The 17489-nt window shown below is 44.0% G+C and carries 10 protein-coding genes and 1 pseudogene; 7 read left to right on the top strand and 4 right to left on the bottom strand.

Features of this window, described 5'->3' with window-relative positions; genetic code table 11:
- The first annotated feature begins 24 nt into the window (after positions 1 to 24).
- The 4 genes from ABEB05_RS04750 to ABEB05_RS04735 all read left to right on the top strand — a co-directional run bounded on the left by ABEB05_RS04750 (position 25) and on the right by ABEB05_RS04735 (position 6814).
- Entirely contained in the window at positions 25 to 1833 is a 1809-nt protein-coding gene (locus ABEB05_RS04750; protein ID WP_265787981.1) for a CRTAC1 family protein, read from the top strand.
- Positions 1826 to 2689, top strand: coding sequence for an RnfABCDGE type electron transport complex subunit D (locus ABEB05_RS04745; RefSeq protein ID WP_265787979.1), 864 nt, complete (start codon positions 1826 to 1828; stop codon positions 2687 to 2689). Before ABEB05_RS04750 ends, ABEB05_RS04745 begins: the two co-directional genes overlap by 8 nt.
- Before the next feature lie 132 nt (positions 2690 to 2821).
- On the top strand, positions 2822 to 4738 hold the full coding sequence (locus ABEB05_RS04740) for a 3-keto-alpha-glucoside-1,2-lyase-like domain-containing protein (protein ID WP_265787977.1): 1917 nt from the start codon (positions 2822 to 2824) through the stop codon (positions 4736 to 4738).
- 42 nt (positions 4739 to 4780) lie between these two features.
- Positions 4781 to 6814 carry a plastocyanin/azurin family copper-binding protein gene (locus ABEB05_RS04735; protein ID WP_265787975.1) on the top strand — a complete coding sequence of 678 codons (2034 nt, stop codon included), beginning with the start codon at positions 4781 to 4783 and terminating at the stop codon, positions 6812 to 6814.
- 24 nt (positions 6815 to 6838) lie between these two features.
- Here the strand turns inward: ABEB05_RS04735 and eboC are convergent, their stop codons facing one another.
- From eboC to ABEB05_RS04720, 3 genes are all read right to left on the bottom strand, one after another.
- Entirely contained in the window at positions 6839 to 7759 is a 921-nt protein-coding gene (gene eboC / locus ABEB05_RS04730) for a UbiA-like protein EboC (protein WP_265787973.1), read from the bottom strand.
- Positions 7760 to 7802: 43 nt separating this feature from the next.
- On the bottom strand, positions 7803 to 8738 hold the full coding sequence (locus ABEB05_RS04725) for a TatD family hydrolase (RefSeq protein ID WP_265787971.1): 936 nt from the start codon (positions 8736 to 8738) through the stop codon (positions 7803 to 7805).
- A 61-nt stretch (positions 8739 to 8799) separates the two neighbouring features.
- Entirely contained in the window at positions 8800 to 9705 is a 906-nt protein-coding gene (locus ABEB05_RS04720; protein ID WP_265787969.1) for an EboA domain-containing protein, read from the bottom strand.
- 201 nt (positions 9706 to 9906) lie between these two features.
- On the opposite strand from ABEB05_RS04720, the pseudogene ABEB05_RS04715 reads away from it, so the two are divergent.
- From ABEB05_RS04715 to ABEB05_RS04705, 3 genes and pseudogenes are all read left to right on the top strand, one after another.
- Positions 9907 to 11097, top strand: a pseudogene (locus ABEB05_RS04715) (3-dehydroquinate synthase); the annotation flags it as partial.
- A gap of 33 nt (positions 11098 to 11130) precedes the next feature.
- On the top strand, positions 11131 to 12342 hold the full coding sequence (gene eboE / locus ABEB05_RS04710; protein WP_265787966.1) for a metabolite traffic protein EboE: 1212 nt from the start codon (positions 11131 to 11133) through the stop codon (positions 12340 to 12342).
- A 42-nt stretch (positions 12343 to 12384) separates the two neighbouring features.
- On the top strand, positions 12385 to 13758 hold the full coding sequence (locus tag ABEB05_RS04705; protein ID WP_265787965.1) for an alkaline phosphatase family protein: 1374 nt from the start codon (positions 12385 to 12387) through the stop codon (positions 13756 to 13758).
- 121 nt (positions 13759 to 13879) lie between these two features.
- Here the strand turns inward: ABEB05_RS04705 and ABEB05_RS04700 are convergent, their stop codons facing one another.
- A complete protein-coding gene (locus ABEB05_RS04700) occupies positions 13880 to 17359 on the bottom strand; it encodes a HEAT repeat domain-containing protein (protein WP_265787964.1) in 3480 nt (1159 codons plus the stop codon).
- Positions 17360 to 17489: the final 130 nt, after the last annotated feature.

Raw genomic sequence — 17489 nt, 5'->3', positions numbered from 1 at the left:
AGTATAGTTGTAAGAAATATCACTATGAAAAGCGAAGAACAAACGACTAATAAAATACCACTGATTGCCTTCTTTTTGGTTCTCTTGGCAGTTCCTGTGCTGATTGCCAATTATAGCAATTGGTTTGGGGATGATACCTCATTTGACCAAGAGCGTGCCTTGGAACGCTATGGATTCTACCTGGAAGATGTTACTGAAGATTGGGGGATAGATTTTATCCATCGGGAACCCGAATTCGATTCTAAACTGGATCACATTATGCCCCAAATAGCTTCCGTAGGGGCATCGGTAGCTGTTGTTGACTTTAATAACGACAGGCTACAGGATTTCTATGTTACGAATAGTGATTATGGGGCTCCCAATGCATTGTATAAAAATAATGGAAATGGCAATTTTGAGAATGTGGCCGAAGAACTAGGTATTGCCTTGGTAAATAATGCCGAAACAGGGGTGTCTATGAGTTCGGTTTGGGGCGATTACGATAATGACGGTTATGAGGATTTGTTCTTGGTTAAGTGGGGGAAACCTGCACTTTATCACAACGATCAAGGCGATGGTTTTACAAAAGTTGATATGGGAGAGGATTTCCCGGACTGGGTGAACTCTAATACGGCTGTTTGGTTTGACTATAATAATGACGGGCGATTGGATCTTTTTATGGGGGGGTATTTCCATGAAAGCGTAAATCTTTGGGATCTCGAAACCACCCGTATTATGCCGGAAAGCTTTGAATATGCCCAGAATGGAGGACGGAAGTTCCTGTTTCGTAATCTGGGTAATGGAGAGTTTGAAGAAGTAAGCAAAGAAGTGGGACTGGAAAGCAATCGCTGGTCCTATGCGGCATCCTCTATAGATCTAAATGGTTCGGGCTATCCTGATTTAGTGATTGCCAACGATTACGGTGTTGATGAATTATTTATTAACCAGGGAGGGAAAAAATTCGTTGAGAAAGGAGAAGAGGCCGGTATGGGTTTTTCACCCAAAAGCGGGATGAACGTTTCGTTCGGAGATGTAATGAATAGTGGTAGACCCGCTATTTATGTCACGAATATTACTGAGCAGGGAGTTTTACTTCAGGGAAATAATTTATGGGTGCCGGTCAATGGGGAAGGAGAAGATGTGAGCTTCCAGAATCTGGCCGGTAATTTTAATGTAGAGCTCGGTGGCTGGAGTTATGGGGCACAATTCGGGGATTTAAATCTTGACGGAAAACTAGATCTCTATGTAGCCAATGGATTTGTATCCGACCAAAAAGGAACAGATTATTGGTACGATTTTTCAATGGTAGCAGGGGGGAATAAATCAATTATTGCCGATGCTGATAACTGGCCAGCTATGAAAGGACGTAGTTTATCGGGATACCAGGAAAATAAAATCTGGCTAAATGATGGTGCTGGTAAATTTAACGAAGTAGCAGAGGCTGTGGGAGGTTCACTGGATCTGGATAGCAGATCGGTTGCTTTCGCTGATTTAACCAATGATGGAAGACTTGAAATTCTCATTGCAAGTCAGGGTGGACCACTTAAAATTTATAAAAGTAATACTGCGGCGGATAAAAACTGGGTTTCCTTTCAGTTAAAAGGTTCAAAGAGCAATAAGAGTGCTATAGGTGCCAGTGTCGAAGTGATTTGGGGTGATCAGAATCAGAAGCAATTTGTGCAATCTGCCAGTGGATTTAGTTCACAAAGCCAACGGCGGCTGCATTTTGGTCTGGGTGAGAACGCACAAATTGATGAAGCTATTATTAGTTGGCCTTCCGGAAGAACAGATACCCTTAATAATCCCGCAGTAAATCAATTGCACCAGATTAAAGAAAATGAGCTAAATGAATAAAAGGGATACGACGATTCTTGACAAGATTAAGGGGTTCAAGTACAACAAAAGATACACTCCTCCACTTTTAATAACCGGGATTCTTTTTGCAGCCCATATATCTTTTGGGATTTTAGAAAGCTATCCCCAGCTGTTAATGGCTATTGTCGCAAGTTTTGTTGCAGAGGCGATACTTCATAAAGTTATTGTTGGAGGATGGCGGGATATGTCCAGTGCCTATATCTCGGGTATCAGTGTGGGTATACTCATTCGCTCTCCAATGTTATGGCCATTTGCCCTGTGCTCCATTATTTCTATTGCATCCAAATATGTTTTAAGGTACAAGGGACAGCATATTTGGAATCCCTCAAACTTTGGAGTGGTTGCTATGCTTGTACTGGTCCCTCAAAGTGTTTCAGTACTAAGTATACAGTGGGGCAATAACATGTGGGCCATGCTTATCATCTGGATTGTTGGCTCCATCTCAATTTATCGGCTGCGGCGTTTTCATATATGCTTTACATATGTCCTTTCATTTTTTCTTTTTTCTGTAATTCGAAGCTGGATAACAGGCAATCCTTTTCTGGCTGAAGCATCGCCCATTACAGGTCCGATGTACCAGCTGTTTGTGTTCTTTATGATTACAGATCCAAAGACCACAGTAAACAGTAGATGGGGGCAATATGTGGTGGCTTTTGCAATTGCTTTTGTTGAGATGATATTTAGGTTGAATGAAGCTATCTATGCTCCTTTTTATGCACTGTTTATTGTGGGACCAATAACCATTGCTTTTGAGCTCTGGTATACTGATTACCATAAATCTTTAAAAGATGATGAAGAAAAGGAACAGACAGCTCCTGAAGTGTCCGCTGTGTAACGATTTATAGTTTCATATTCAAAGCAATCTTTTATATTGAAGCCAATAGTTTACTTTTTCTAAATATGAAATATGTATACTATTGTTTCTTTGTTATTTAAATGATTTAAACCAATTTTATCCATAAAAATAATGCGACAGTTCTTTTGTAAGTTCTTTGGCAATAAAGTGATAGCAATTCTACTCATAGCAGGAGGGGGCTATTTATTCACGGCCTGTAGTACTGATCAGGTTGAAAATGCAGATGAATTGGAGAGACTTCCTCTTCAGGAGATAACTTTAGATAACTTTGATGCTTTTAAGGAAATAGGAGAGAACTGGAAGATTGTTGGAGGGCTAAAAAGTAATCCTGAAATAGAGGGACACCTCGAACTAGAAGATGGAACGGGAATTCTGGCTAATAACCCATCTGAAGAAACTAACAATCATCTGTTTACAGAGTTTGAACATGGAGACTTAGAACTGGAACTGGATTTTTTAATGCCCAAAGGATCTAATTCAGGAGTCTACCTGATGGGGAGATATGAAATGCAGCTGCTTGACAGCTGGGGAGTTGAGGATCCTGAATACAGCGACTTGGGAGGGATATACCGTCAAAGAGATGAAAGCAGGCCGGAAGGAGAGAAAGAGTATGGAGGCCATCCTCCTGCAATGAATGCTGCAAGAGCACCGGGCCTTTGGCAGCATGTAAGAATTTTATTCAAAGCTCCGGAATTCAATGAATCCGGACAAAAAATATCTGATGCTGAATTTGAGGAGATATGGCTTAATGGAACTTTGATACAGGAGAATGTAGCGGTGAGTGGACCAACCATAAAGGCCGCTTTTGAAGATGAACAACCCGAAGGTCCGCTTATGATTCAGGGCGACCACGGACCTATTGCTATTCGCAACATTCGCTATAAGAAATATGATAAAAACCAGATCCATCTGAATGATCTTTCGTACGAATATTATAATGACTCCTTAGATCAGATACCTAACTTTGACACTTTGGAGGTAGCAGAATCGGGAACTACTGATTCTCTTTCCGGAAGTATAATAAATAAGAACGATCGATATGCCTTACGATATAGAGGAACCCTGGAAGCTTCCAATAGTGGAACTTATTTGTTCAGGGTACAGAATGCCGGAATGGTACGAATGTTGATTGATGACAAAGTAATTTTTGATCAGGATCAATTCTACAGGATGCATGAAATAGCATCCAATACCGTTGAGCTGGAGAGCGGCCAACATGATTTCACACTGGAATATATAGATCATCATAATAATTGGTATGGTGGACTGGGACTTTTTACAGAAGGGCCGCAGCTACGCTATCAAAAGCTTCACGCTTCATCATCGGTCCCGGGCGGGGATCGAGAACTCCCCGATCTTATAGTGGAGGCAGAAGATCGGATTAAAGTTCTGCGATCCTTTGCCATGCATGAAGGGGGCAAGCGAACACATGTGGTGAATGTAGGTGCTCCGAATAAGATTAATTTCAGCTATGACATGGGACAGGCAGCTTTGCTTCATGCCTGGAATGGATCTTTTGTAAATACGAATGAAATGTGGATTAATAGAGGAGAACCACAAGTTGCCAGTCCTGCGGGACCTGCATTCTCTTTTGATGGCAAGCCTGTTGCAGCCCAACTGAATAGCGGTACTGCAGTCTGGCCCGATTCACTTTCGTGGGACCAGCTGAAGGTGGAAGGATATACGATTGCGGAAGATGGAAGTCCCGTATTCAAATACAATTTGGCCGGAGTAAAAATTACGGATCATCTGGAAGGAGAAGCCCAAAATCGCCGTTTGATACGCACCGTTGATTTTGAATCAGAGGAGTCTCAGAACGATTTTTGGATGCACTTGGCTTCCGGAGAGGAGATTGTTCAGAACGATACAGGAATGTATGTAGTCGATGACCGCACCTTCTATCTGGATATCATCGAAACCAGTGGGCTGGAGCCTCAGATAGTGGAAACAGAAGAAGGTTATGATCTGCGTATTCCGCTACTGAATGAATCTCCAACAGCAACCATTGAATATGCGATTATCTGGTAAGCTGTTATGATTATGATAATGTTTAGAATGTAATTGGGTATAATGTCAAAAATTTTGGAAGAAAGTATGAAAGGAGTAAACAGCAGAATCAACCTATGTAAAGCAGTTTTGCTAATTTTGGCTATAATGCTGTATCCGCTAATTAGTATCGGACAATCTTCCGTCCCAACAGAGTCGGATTATTATAAAATACTGGATCTGTCTATTCCGGATGATATCGTATTGGAAGTGGGAGGTATGGACGTAATGCCGGATGGAAGCCTGGCGGTATGCACAAGACGGGGAGAGGTCTGGATTATCAAAAATCCTTCTCAGGAAGGGGGAAATCCACCGGAATACAGTCTCTTTGCCGAAGGATTACATGAACCATTGGGACTTACCTACAGAGATGGGGCTATCTATGTGGCACAACGCACTGAAATTACCCGGCTCACGGATACGGATGAGGACGGTCGCGCGGATGAGTATAAAACATTATATATACGACCGGTTTCTGGAAATTATCATGAGTATTTTTATGGCCCTCTTTTTACTCCCTCAGGAGACATGCTGGTCACGGTTAACTTAGCCTGGATAGGAGAGGGCGCCAGCTTATCCAAATGGGATGGATGGTTGCTCCAGGTTTCTCCGGATGGAGACGTCGAGCCGCTGGTTAGTGGATTACGGTCGCCGGCAGCCTTTAACTATAATGCTGAGGGCGATCTCTTTTATGCCGAAAACCAGGGAGGTTGGGTTGGATCTGGAAATATAACCCATCTTGAAAAAGGCGACTTTGCAGGAAATCCCGAGGGACTACGCTGGTCCGATGAGCCGGGTTCTCCCATTTCGTTGAAGCCGGAGGATATTCCCGATAGCGGTAAGCCATTTCACGAAGTAGCTAAAGATATTCCCGAATTGAAAGTGCCTTCTGTATGGTTTCCTCATGGAGTGATGGGCATTTCTACCTCTGATATCCTTCCGGATACTACTGGCGGAGCATTTGGACCTTTCGAGGGACAGCTTTTTGTGGGTGATCAGGGACAAAGCATTGTTATGCGGGTTTTTCAGGAAAAAATTAACGGACAATACCAGGGAGTAGTCTTTCCCTTTATAGAAGGATTTGAGTCAGGGGTGTTTCGTATGGACTGGGGCAGTGACAACTCCATGTTTGTAGGGATGACCAGCAGGGGATGGGGTTCCACCGGCAAAGAACAATATGGTCTGCAGCAGCTGGTCTGGAATGGGGAAGTGCCTTTTGAAATTAAGGAAGTGCATGCTAAACCTGATGGGTTTGAACTCTTTTTTACGAAACCTGTAGACAAAGCCTCGGCTGGAGATCCTGGATCATACCAGGTTACAGGTTTTACTTATCACTACCATTCCACTTATGGAAGTGACATTATTAATCAAGAGCCGTCGCCGGTAAGGCATGTAGAGGTAGCTGATGATGGGCTCTCGGCGCGCCTGGTCGTTGATAACCTGCGAGAAGGATATATACATGAAATTAATGCAACAGGAGTTATAGAGGAAGAAACCGGCTATCCATTGCTGCATCCTGTGGGATATTATACCCTCAATAACATCCCGGAAGGTGATTCTTTAGCAGTGGATATGGAAGCCCAGAAGAGTACTGAGCCAGAGTCTCAATCACAAGGAGCCGACAATCCCTTTGCCGGAGAAGAGCACAAGCACAAGACTGAGATGCCTGAATCTTGGGAGGAGGGACCTGATAAAGTCATAACTATTGAAGCCACGAGCGGAATGGAGTTTGACGTCACTGATTTTGAAGTAAAAGCCGGGAGTAAAGTGCAAATCACATTGAACAATCCTACGGATCTGTTGCATAATCTCCTTTTTGTTAAACCGGGTTCTCTTGAAACGGTGGCCCAAAATGCGCTTAATATGGGACTCGACGGGCCCAACAGGGGGTATGTGCCTAAATCTGATAATGTTTTGTTCTTTACGAGTCTGCTCGATGTCGGGGAATCTGAATCTATCTATTTTGTGGCTCCTGAGGAGCCCGATGAGTATCCCTATGTGTGTACGTTCCCGGGACACTGGCAGACGATGCAGGGAGTGATGACGGTAACTGAATAGTGATAATAATGGTATAACTGTAAATCAGGTAACGTCAAACAGTTTGGCAGTAAGCAGTGATACGGGAAGCAACAAGACTGTTATGATACCCATAGTCCAGCCGGCAAAGCCGGCAGCCAGTGCACTATTTAATAGGATAAGCGATAAAACACCCCGTTTCACTGCCTTTTTAATCAGCGTCGGTTCTGGCCTTAAAGCTGCCTTCAAAAAAGGAGGTATTACCAGGCTTCCAAAGATAATAACAAAGGGAAGGGCTATTAAGGTGTTGTAAGAAGACTGGAGTCCAATTAACAATAACGCTCCGGTAACCAACAATACAAGGCCCAGACCTATATAACCAGATGTTTGGTCACCCCCATGTACTTCTCCCTGGCTTATAAGGGTAATGCCCCCAATATAAGCTATCGGAAGAAGAGCAAGGAACCAAAGGTTTGTCAAAAGAAAAGGAAAGATTGCAACGCCTAGCAAGAGATTACCGCCCCGGCATATCCCCATAAAGAGTGGTCCCCATACTGAAGAGTGTTTTGCCCAATAATCGTATGCGAGGGCAAAACATGCGATTCCAAAAGCTAAAAGTGCCGCTGTATAGTTGACAATAAAAGCGGCTGTAACCCCTGTAATGAGAAGTACAGATCCCAAAAGAATAGCTACAGATTTAGAAATTTTTCCGCTGGGAATAGCACGTTCCGGCCGTTCTTCTGCATCCAGTTCAGCATCAAAAACATCATTAAAAACGACGCCTCCACCATATAATCCGAAGGTTGACAGTAGGAGCCAGCCCAAGCCTGCCGGTATAACAGTGAATGAATCCAATTGGAATGCAATGATACCCCCTGCAGCAGCAAATCCAGCGATGATATCCGCAAAGGCGGTAATGATGTTAGCGGGACGTATTAGCTCCAACAGGGCGCGAATATGATCAGCAAGAGAATAATCAGTACTCAAAGAATATCAATTTATTGATTAATTATGAAAGTAATAGCTGTTGTTATTCGATAATTATATCATCTTCTGAAGGTTCTTCTTTTTCAATAAATGGCTCAAGTCCCCCGCGTAACACTGAATTTCCACCGTAGGTCTGACTTTGATCAATTTTTGGACGATCCAGCCAGTCTTCTTCCTTCATGGCTCCACTCTGCTTGTAGGCATCAAGTGCATTTTGGTAGCATACTTTTTTGACGTCCTCTTTTGAAATACCGCGTTGAAGCATAAGTTGGGCGGTCTTTGGCACGCCCAGGGGATCGCTGCGTCCCCAGTCCGCGGCGCTGTCTATAAAGATGCGTTCCGTACCGTACTTTTTAACGATATCGACCATTCGCTCATTTCCCATTTTAGTGCCGGGATAAATGGTAAAGGCAGTCCAGTAACCCCTATCCAGTACGTCTTCAACGGTCTCCTCGTTATTATGATCGACAATTACCTTAGAGGGATCCAGTCCGTGCTCTTCACACAAATCCATACTGCGGATGGTACCCTGCTTTTTATTTCGATGGGGCGTATGGATGAGCACGAGCATATCCATCTTCTTGGCCAGCTCCAGCTGCTGATGAAAATATTTTTCTTCCAGATCAGTCATATCATCATAACCGATTTCTCCGATAGCAACAACGCCTTCTTTGCTGGCGTAGCGGGGGAGCAGGTCCATCGTCTTTTCGGCCAATTCCTCATTGTTAGCTTCCTTAGCATTTAATCCGATGGTACAGTAATGAACGATACCGAATTGTTCGGCACGAAAGCGCTCCCATCCAACAATAGTGCTAAAATAGTCGAGCATAGCTCCCGCATTGGTACGGGGCTGGCCAAGCCAAAAAGCGGGCTCGATAACCGCCACAATCCCGGCCTGCCGCATAGCTTCGTAGTCATCCGTGGTTCTGGAAATCATATGAATATGTGGATCGATAAACATCATATTTTCTTCAGCCATAATAATAGTATATATGTTTTGTGATAATTTCGTTTATAAAAAAATATTTTAATTACAGGGGTTATAAAGAATCCTGTTCAAACTGTTTTCCTATATAGTCCCAATCGATATTGTTTTGGCGCATTTGGTCCAGCTTTGAGGAGTGTTGTACAACTAATTGTTTTGCACTCTCAACCGGACTATCTGAAAGCGCTAGAAGAGCAGCCTGCTGGTGTAGTTTACTGGAATTTTGTAAGACTTTCTTCAGGTCGTTTTTTACGATTTTTTCATCAGCAAACGGGCCCACAGAGCGCCATAATTCGGGGGATACATCCCGGTCAGCTGCCCATCGCTCGTGCGCATAATCTACGAGCATTTCCGCTAACTTTTTATTTGCGCGGCTATCAATATTCTGAATGGGATAGAGAGGAGTTTCCACGAAAAGTGCTTTCAAAACCATTTGGTTCCATGCGTCGTCATCCAGGTAATCCGCAGGGTAGGGATTACGATGTGCTACCGCATTAAAAATAGAAGTGATATTAGTGCGCAGGCCTTCAGCCGCCCGATCGGTAAGGTCATTGGGATGTGGAAGCAGCGGAAGACTTTGGTAGAGAGCAATACCTTCACCTATATCACTGGAGATAAACGTTTTCTCCAGTTTTTCAAAAAAAACGTCCTTCTGTTCTTCAGCAATGGATAGCGTTAATAACGTTCTGCCCAGATCATCAATACTCCAGTGAGATGGAGACCATCCAGTTCGCAATTCCTTAGCTTTTGCCTTTTCTTTCGTGCTTAAGGAAAGGTTCTCTTTGCCTGTATGACGGGGAACGGCGCTAAAAGAGGAGTAGAAAACCCAGTCTTCGGCTCCGTCGATCAATTTGTCGCTAGTGGATTTAATCCACTCCATAGCCTCCTCATCCAGGCGACTTTGAAGCCATGAGAGTATTGTTGTTCGAACCGCTTGAATATCCGTTTGCGTATCTGGCATAATCTTTCTTATCGTCTTTGGTTTGGTGTTTGAAAGCTTAGAACACCTATGTTATAAAGAAAAGAATTCATTCCGTAAAGCGTTGTAAAAAAAATGAATTTAGACCAAAAAAGCATTGTTTATTGTACTATTACAAATATAATCTTGATCTTCCCGCATCTAAAGAAATAAATGTTTAGTTAGACAGATACAAAGAAGGTAACCATGAAGAAAATAAAACAAAAGGTACCGGTATCGTTTTCCTACGATGTGATCTTCACTGAAGGACTTTTTGATACCAACAATGAATTATTCGCAGAGCTCATAGCTTCTGCATCACCTGAAGTTGCTCGGAAAGTACTGTTTGTACTGGATGAAGGTATGTATGAGCATCATCCGCAGCTTTTTGAAAATATCAAAGAATATGCCCGCCATTTTAACGATACTTTTACTCTTATTGAAGAACCTATCGTTATTCCAGGGGGAGAGGCCGCAAAAAATGATCAGTCCCACGTAGATGAGGTGCACCGGGCAATTAATGAAGCAGGACTTGACCGTCACTCGTATGTAGCAATTATAGGGGGCGGGGCAGTGATAGATACCGCAGGTTATGCAGCGGCTACCGCACACCGGGGCATTCGTGCCATTCGTATCCCGACTACCGTCCTTGCACAAAATGATGCTGCTGTAGGTGTTAAGAACGGTATTAATGCTTTTGGGAAAAAGAATTTCCTAGGCACCTTTTTGCCTCCCTTTGCAGTTATTAATGATTCCCGGTTTTTATCTACGCTGGATCAGCGGGACTGGAGGTCGGGTGTATCAGAGGCTATCAAGGTTGCCCTGTTAAAAGATGCTGAGTTCTTTTCTTTTATTGAAGAAAATGGGGAGGCATTGGATCAGCGGGATGGAGAAGCTATGGATGAACTTATTTACCGCTGCGCCGAATTTCATCTCGATCATATCGCAAATTCCGGAGATCCCTTTGAAATGGGCTCGTCACGCCCGCTGGATTTTGGACACTGGTCGGCCCATAAGCTTGAGCAACTTACCGATTATGAGCTCCGACACGGCGAAGCAGTAGCGATTGGTATTTGTCTGGACGTAACCTATTCCTACTTGGATGGGTTAATTACCCAAAATGAATGGCAGCGAATACTGGAAACCTTCAAATCATGTGGATTTAAACTGTGGGTTCCGGAACTTCAAAAAAATGCTGAGCATCCGGAAAGTGAAGATTCTATTTTCAGTGGTCTGGAAGAATTCCGTGAACATCTTGGCGGCCAGCTTACGATCATGCTTCTCGATGCAATCGGTAAAGGAAAAGAGGTCCATGAGGTAAATTACGAGCTATACCGGGAAGCAATTGAGAAGTTAAAATCTTATGAACAACAATTAGAAACACAGAGGGCGTAAATCTATTATAAGGTCAAAAATCCAGTCTGAATTATGAAAGTTGGCTCAAATTCTGAATATCACCTTACATACTGCAGTAATATTCACCCCGGCGAAAGTTGGGAGGAAGTTTTTAACCAACTTAAAGTGAATATCCCCTCGCTCAAAGAGCGATTGGCCAAAGATAAAGCTTTTGGGATAGGTTTGCGCCTTTCAGCTATGGCTGCGCGGGAACTTCGTGAAGAAGAGAAACTGGATGAGTTCAGGGAGTGGCTTAAACAGCATGATTGCTACGTTTTTACCATGAACGGTTTTCCCTATGGCAACTTTCACGGGGAAGTGGTAAAGGATAAAGTCTATGAACCCGACTGGCGTAATCAAGCACGGTTAGACTATACGCTCAATTTAATTGAAATATTGGCGGAGTTAATTCCCGAAGATATGGATGGCGGGATCTCAACTTCTCCCATCTCCTATAAGCCTTGGCTTGAACGTCAGTCGGAAAGGGATGAGGCATTCAAACAAGCGAGTAAAAGGTTAGCCGAGTGTGCCAGAACGATGGGGCATATACAGGAGCAGGCTGGGAAAGAACTGCACATTGATATAGAACCCGAACCGGACTGTTTGATCGAAAATACTGCGGAAACAGTAGATTTTTTTACGAATTGGTTGTTCCCTGAAGGCGCTAAATATTTATCTGATCAATATAATATGCCAGCAACAGAAGGGGAACGTATACTTAGGCAGCATATCCGGGTATGTTATGATACTTGTCATTTCGCGGTGGAATATGAAAATCCCCGGGAAACTATAAATGCTTTTGAAGAAGCGGGAATACGCATCGGAAAAGTGCAGATCAGCGCAGCGCTGAAGGTACATTTCAAGAATTTAAACCAAAGACAGGAAGTGGCCAGGAAGTTACAGTCGTTTGCTGAAGATACGTATTTACACCAAGTGGTCGAACGCCGGCCGGATCAGTCGTTATTGCAGTACCGTGATTTGGATGAGGCCCTTACAGTAATTTATAATGAAGATGGAGACGAGTGGCGTATTCACTATCACGTCCCCATTTTTATTGATCAATTTGACGGGTTGGAGTCTACCCAGGATGCAATCACGGGAAGTCTCAATATCTTGAGAGAAAGGAATGATTGTACGCACTTTGAAATAGAGACCTATACCTGGGATGTGCTCCCCGACCACCTTAAGTCAAACCTTTTGGATTCAATTGAACGGGAATATAAATGGACGCTGACCCATTTCTGATAATCATTCACAGACATGATTTTCACATAGAATATATAAGTTATGAATAAAACAGCGGTTCTAAATATTGTTGGATTGACCCCTGATTTAATAGGAGAGCATACTCCTTTTTTGAAAGAGTGGTTTTCACAGGGAAAAGTTGCGTCCGTACAATCTATGCTTCCGGCTGTTACTTGTTCAGTGCAGGCAACCTATTTAACCGGGAAAAAGCCTTCGGGGCACGGTATTGTTGCCAATGGCTGGTACTTCCGAGATACCTCAGAAGTACGATTATGGATGCGGTCCGGAAAGCTAATGCAGGGAGAAAAAATTTGGGACCGGGCTAAACAGAGAGATTCTTCTTTTAGCTGCGCCAATCTTTTTTGGCGGTATGCTACCTATTCCGGGGCAGACTATACGGTTATTGAACGTCCTATGTATTGCAAGGATGGAGTAAAAGTCCCGGATATCTATGCAAATCCGATGTCGCTGCGAGATGAGCTGCAGCAGGAGCTGGGACAATTCCCGTTATTTAATTTTTGGGGACCCAATACCTCAATTAAGTCAAGCCGATGGATTGCAAATGCGGCTAAAATTGTCACCCAAAAATATGATCCAACGCTCTCCCTGGTCTATATCCCACATATGGACTATAATCTTCAGCGGGTGGGACCTGATGATTCTGTGATCAAAAAAGATATGCAGAAGGTTGATGAGCTGTGTGAAGACCTGGTTTCATTTTATGAAGAAAAGGAACGGAAGGTTATTATTTTGTCGGAGTATGGTATATCATCGGTAGATAAGCCAGTCCACTTAAACCGAGTGCTCCGAAAGGAGGGATATATTACCGTTCGTGAAGAGTTGGGTGGGGAGGTTTTTGATGCCGGAGCCAGTCAGGCCTTTGCGGTTGCGGATCACCAGGTAGCCCATATATACGTAGAAAAATCCTCTGAAACTGAAAATATAAAAGAGCTTTTAGAAAATATTCCCGGAGTGGAGCGTATTCTTGGGAATGAAGGTCAAAAGGAGATGGGCATAGACCACCCGCGGTCAGGAGAACTGGTCGCCATTGCAGAACCGGGGGCTTGGTTTACGTACTATTACTGGCTGGATGAAAATAAAGCACCGGATTTTGCCCCTACGGTTTCTATTCACGACAAACCGGGATACGATCCCGCGGAAATGCTCTTTGACCCCGATATACGTTTCCCAAAGCTGAAAGCGGCCGGGAAGTTGCTCCGCAAAAAGCTCGGTTTCCGATATGTAATGGACTTGATTCCCACCAACGGTGAAGGAGTTAGAGGATCGCACGGGCGGGTTGAAGAAGATGAAAATAAGAATCCACTTATAGCCTCACAATCTGCTGACCTCATTCCGGAGGAATCAATTTCAGCCGTTCAGGTTCATGATATTTTGTGGAATCACTTGTTTGAGTAGTAAAGCACATCTTGGTGAATTTGTTTGAGGGATAAGTTGGGTGATAGGTATAAAAAAAGGGCAGCGTTTCAAACGCTGCCCTTTAGTATAATAGTGTTTGTTCTAGCTTTTTATACAATTCCTACTGACCATGTCCCTGCTCTTCCTCTTCGGTATTTGTTTCTTGCAGCTGACTGAGATATTCAACTAAATCACGCAGCTCATTCTTGGATAAGATCTCCTCCATGGAGAACATGGCAGAGGGAGAATTCTCTCGGTTAGTTATTTGATCTTTTGAAACCTGATGAGTCTCCCCATCCGCTGATTGCAAGTTTATTTGGGCATCGGATTCCTCCTTAAGCACTCCGCTAATGGTTTCCCCATTTTCCAACGTAACTTCAACAGACCCATATCCGGGAGCGATACGAGCATCGGGGGCTACCATTGATTCTAATAACTGTTCACGATTGAGTGTATTTCCGATATTGGCAAGGTCGGGTCCCACTGAACCGCCATTGCCTCCCACTGCATGGCAGCGCACACATTGCGCCGCATTGTTGCGATAAAAGATACGGGCGCCACTTCCTGAATCACCGCCATAAAGCGCTTCTTGGTATTCCGCAATGGGATTATCTTCTGGCTTGGCTTCTTCGTATTGTTCAAGAAGCGATTGCAGCTCTTCAGAGTCAGAATTCTCAGCTGCCTGAACCAATTCCAATTGTATTGCCGGGGAGATGTTATCTGCAAGGAGTTTGTCGAATTGATTTTCAAGTACCGTATATGCGGATTCGGTTTGTATGGTTCCCAATGCTTTAAGGGCACTTTGTTGTTCTTCATCTGTGGTGTTGCCCTCCAGAACCGATGCTAATAAATTGGCTTTTTCCTGATCCTGAATATCTAATTCCGGAATGATACCAAGAGCCGTCATACGAACTTCTTCCTGATCAGTTGACAAAGCAAAGTCAACGGCTTCGGCAATTTTATCGAAGTTTAATTCAGAAAGTGCCTCAATAGAAGCAATTTTAACCTCAGCAGAAGGATCGTTTTGAAGCAAGGTATATAATCTTGAGATTTCGGACTGCATATTCAAACTGCTGACGGCCTCAACCACAGCTACTTTCACAATTTCATTGTTCCCCTCAAAAAGAGGTTCTATGATACCGCTTATTGCATCCACAGCATCCTGACGGTTGTTAGAAATTTCTCCGCGATGGCGTCCCGTTACGCGATCCAGGGTAGAGGGGTCGGGCCAGACAGATAATGTAGCTATTGCTTCTGAACGCAGTGAATCGGAGACTCCTTCACGGGTGGCGAAGGAAGCCAGCCGGTCGGCATCTTCTGCTGTACCGTTAAAGAGGCTGGCATTGATAGCCCTACGCAATAACGGCGTATTGGTGAATTGCTGTTGGTCTAGCACAGCAGCCAGTTCAGGAAGGGCATCCTTGAGTAGTGCGTCATCATTAATTGCACGGGCCGCATTGGTAACCACAAATTCACTTTCATCGGAAAGAAATCGGGCCACTTCCGGTGACTCCATTCGTTTGAGTGCTACAACCGCAGCAATACGTACAGCCTCGGAAGAATGATCTGCGAGTTTAGCCACGGCCTCCGTGTTGCCAATGCGTTCCATCGCAATAGCACCGGCGTGACGTAAATACACATCTTCATCATTATGGGCCTCCAGCATATCAACAATAGGTGAGAAGGCCGGCTCATAGGCTATTCGTCCCAAAGCTTCGGTCGTTAAGAGCTGCACACGCATGGATTCGTCTTCTAAAAGAGACAGCAGAGCATCGCCACCATCCTCATAGCGCACATCACCAATGGTTTTGGCAGCTTGGGCACGTACCTCTGGATCGCTGTCGGATAAGTAGTCGATCAGGACTTCTGCTTCCTCAGGATTGTCACGGGCCAGCTGACCAATGCCCCAAATACCATGTAGTCTTGCCAGTTGATTCTCTGTTTGATTTATCGCGTCGATGAAGGACTGTTTTGAAGAGCGGTCAACCAGTTCAAACTGGGCTTTCATTCGCACGCGCATATCCGCATGCCCCATAAGCTCTAAAAGTTCTTCTTCAGGACGTTCTCCAAAGTTTTCGGCAAGAAGCTGCTTGGTTTGCTGCTGGATTTCTGCAGCTGATTTATCTTCAGAATCAATTTTCCAAATACGTCCTTTATCTTTGGTACCCCAGCCTTCAATCCAATCAGCAAAATAAAGACTCCCTTCGGGACCGAAATCAAGTCCGGTGGCGAGAACTCCTTCCATGATTGGTTGGTTGGTCTTTAGCTCGAAGGAAGCGCCTTTGGGTTCCAGGCTAAAAGCGTGAATAGCCGAACCTGAAGGTGAGCCTACAAACTCTGCCACAAAGAAATGATCTTTCCACTGTTCACTGAGTCCGGTGCCGGGATTATAAGTCATGCCCGCGGGTCCACTGTGATAGGGGGCAATAGGAGGTAAAATATGAGCGGCCTGACCTTCAAAGCGGGGCTTGAAATAATTTTCATCCATCCAGACTTTGTAATCATTATTTTTTGGATCCACATATTTACCATATTGCCAGTTGGCCCGCCAGCCACTGTCCGATCCATTGATTAAATATACTAATCGTTCGTGTTCACCGGCGTGATCTCCGTCATTGTCAACAGAAATGAGGTTTCCGTATTTGTCAAAAGTGAATTCATGGGTATTGCGAACGCCCGCCGCATAAACTTCAAAATTGCTTCCATCAGGATCGGAACGGAGGATCGCACCCTGGTTCGGATATTCCCATTGTTTACCATCCGGACCTTCTACATTCAGTCCGATATCGCCGATAGACCAGTATATACGGCCATCCGGTCCTTTCGTAATGCCCGACATGCCATGGCCGCTAAATCCGATATGTACCGCATAGCCGCTGCTGATGGAAGTCTTAGAATCTGCAATACCGTCTCCATTCTTATCCTGTGTTCGCCACATATCCGGCGCGACTGCTACATATACATCTTCTCCATCTTCATATACAGAACCCGCAACATCTGTTTCTTCGCTGTGGAAATCTCTCAGGTAGAGCTCAGATCGATCTGCAATGCCATCTCCCGACTGGTCACTTATACGATAAATTTCCTCTTTTTCGACCGTCAGGTCCCTCCAGTCATGGGATCCGTCTTCATTATAATCTTCCAGAAAATCTGCAGTTTTTTCGCTATTCTCCGGAGACAGGGTCTCATGCAAAAAATTCTTTCGGTCTTCAACGGTTTCCCAGCTGATGGATTCGATCATCCAGTCCCGGTGACCCCGTATGTCAAATTCCGAGCTGGTACTGCGGTTAGTAACATTAATCAAGGCTTCCCCATTATCTGTAATATCCAAACCGATCGGGTCTCCCAACAATTGTTCGGAAGCCCATAGACTTAAGTTTAAGTCCTCAGCTAATTCTGCAGATACTTCATTACGGACTTCATTCGCTTCCTCGGCTGCTGTAGTATCTTCAAGGGTAATCACCTCAGGTGTTGGTTGTTCTTCACTGCTACAGGCCGTAAACAGTAGTAGTAAAGCCAGTAGAAAGGTTTTAGAAATAGAATACTTTCTGATTAATTTCAGCGGGTTGTCACATATCTCATTTATTCGAAAGAAATTCATTAGGTTTATTGAATTTTAGATAAGGATAATTATTGGTAGCGTTAACAATTTCTGAAATTTGAAAAAATTGCCGGACAATACTAAATAATAATTTGCCACTAATCCAAAGGTAGATCTGATTTTTATTAGA

The sequence above is a fragment of the Fodinibius salicampi genome (genome assembly GCF_039545095.1).
Classification (GTDB): domain Bacteria; phylum Bacteroidota; class Rhodothermia; order Balneolales; family Balneolaceae; genus Fodinibius; species Fodinibius salicampi.
The sequence above is the reverse complement of the archived record's forward strand: the minus strand, read 5'-3'. Positions and strand labels throughout refer to the sequence as shown.

Coding starts and splice junctions, on each gene's coding strand:
- ABEB05_RS04735 (WP_265787975.1), top strand. CDS start 4,781: ATGTCAAAAATTTTGGAAGAAAGTATGAAAGGAGTAAACAGCAGAATC.
- ABEB05_RS04740 (WP_265787977.1), top strand. CDS start 2,822: ATGCGACAGTTCTTTTGTAAGTTCTTTGGCAATAAAGTGATAGCAATT.
- ABEB05_RS04720 (WP_265787969.1), bottom strand. CDS start 9,705: ATGCCAGATACGCAAACGGATATTCAAGCGGTTCGAACAACAATACTC.
- ABEB05_RS04750 (WP_265787981.1), top strand. CDS start 25: ATGAAAAGCGAAGAACAAACGACTAATAAAATACCACTGATTGCCTTC.
- ABEB05_RS04725 (WP_265787971.1), bottom strand. CDS start 8,738: ATGGCTGAAGAAAATATGATGTTTATCGATCCACATATTCATATGATT.
- ABEB05_RS04700 (WP_265787964.1), bottom strand. CDS start 17,359: ATGAATTTCTTTCGAATAAATGAGATATGTGACAACCCGCTGAAATTA.
- ABEB05_RS04745 (WP_265787979.1), top strand. CDS start 1,826: ATGAATAAAAGGGATACGACGATTCTTGACAAGATTAAGGGGTTCAAG.
- ABEB05_RS04705 (WP_265787965.1), top strand. CDS start 12,385: ATGAATAAAACAGCGGTTCTAAATATTGTTGGATTGACCCCTGATTTA.
- eboE (WP_265787966.1), top strand. CDS start 11,131: ATGAAAGTTGGCTCAAATTCTGAATATCACCTTACATACTGCAGTAAT.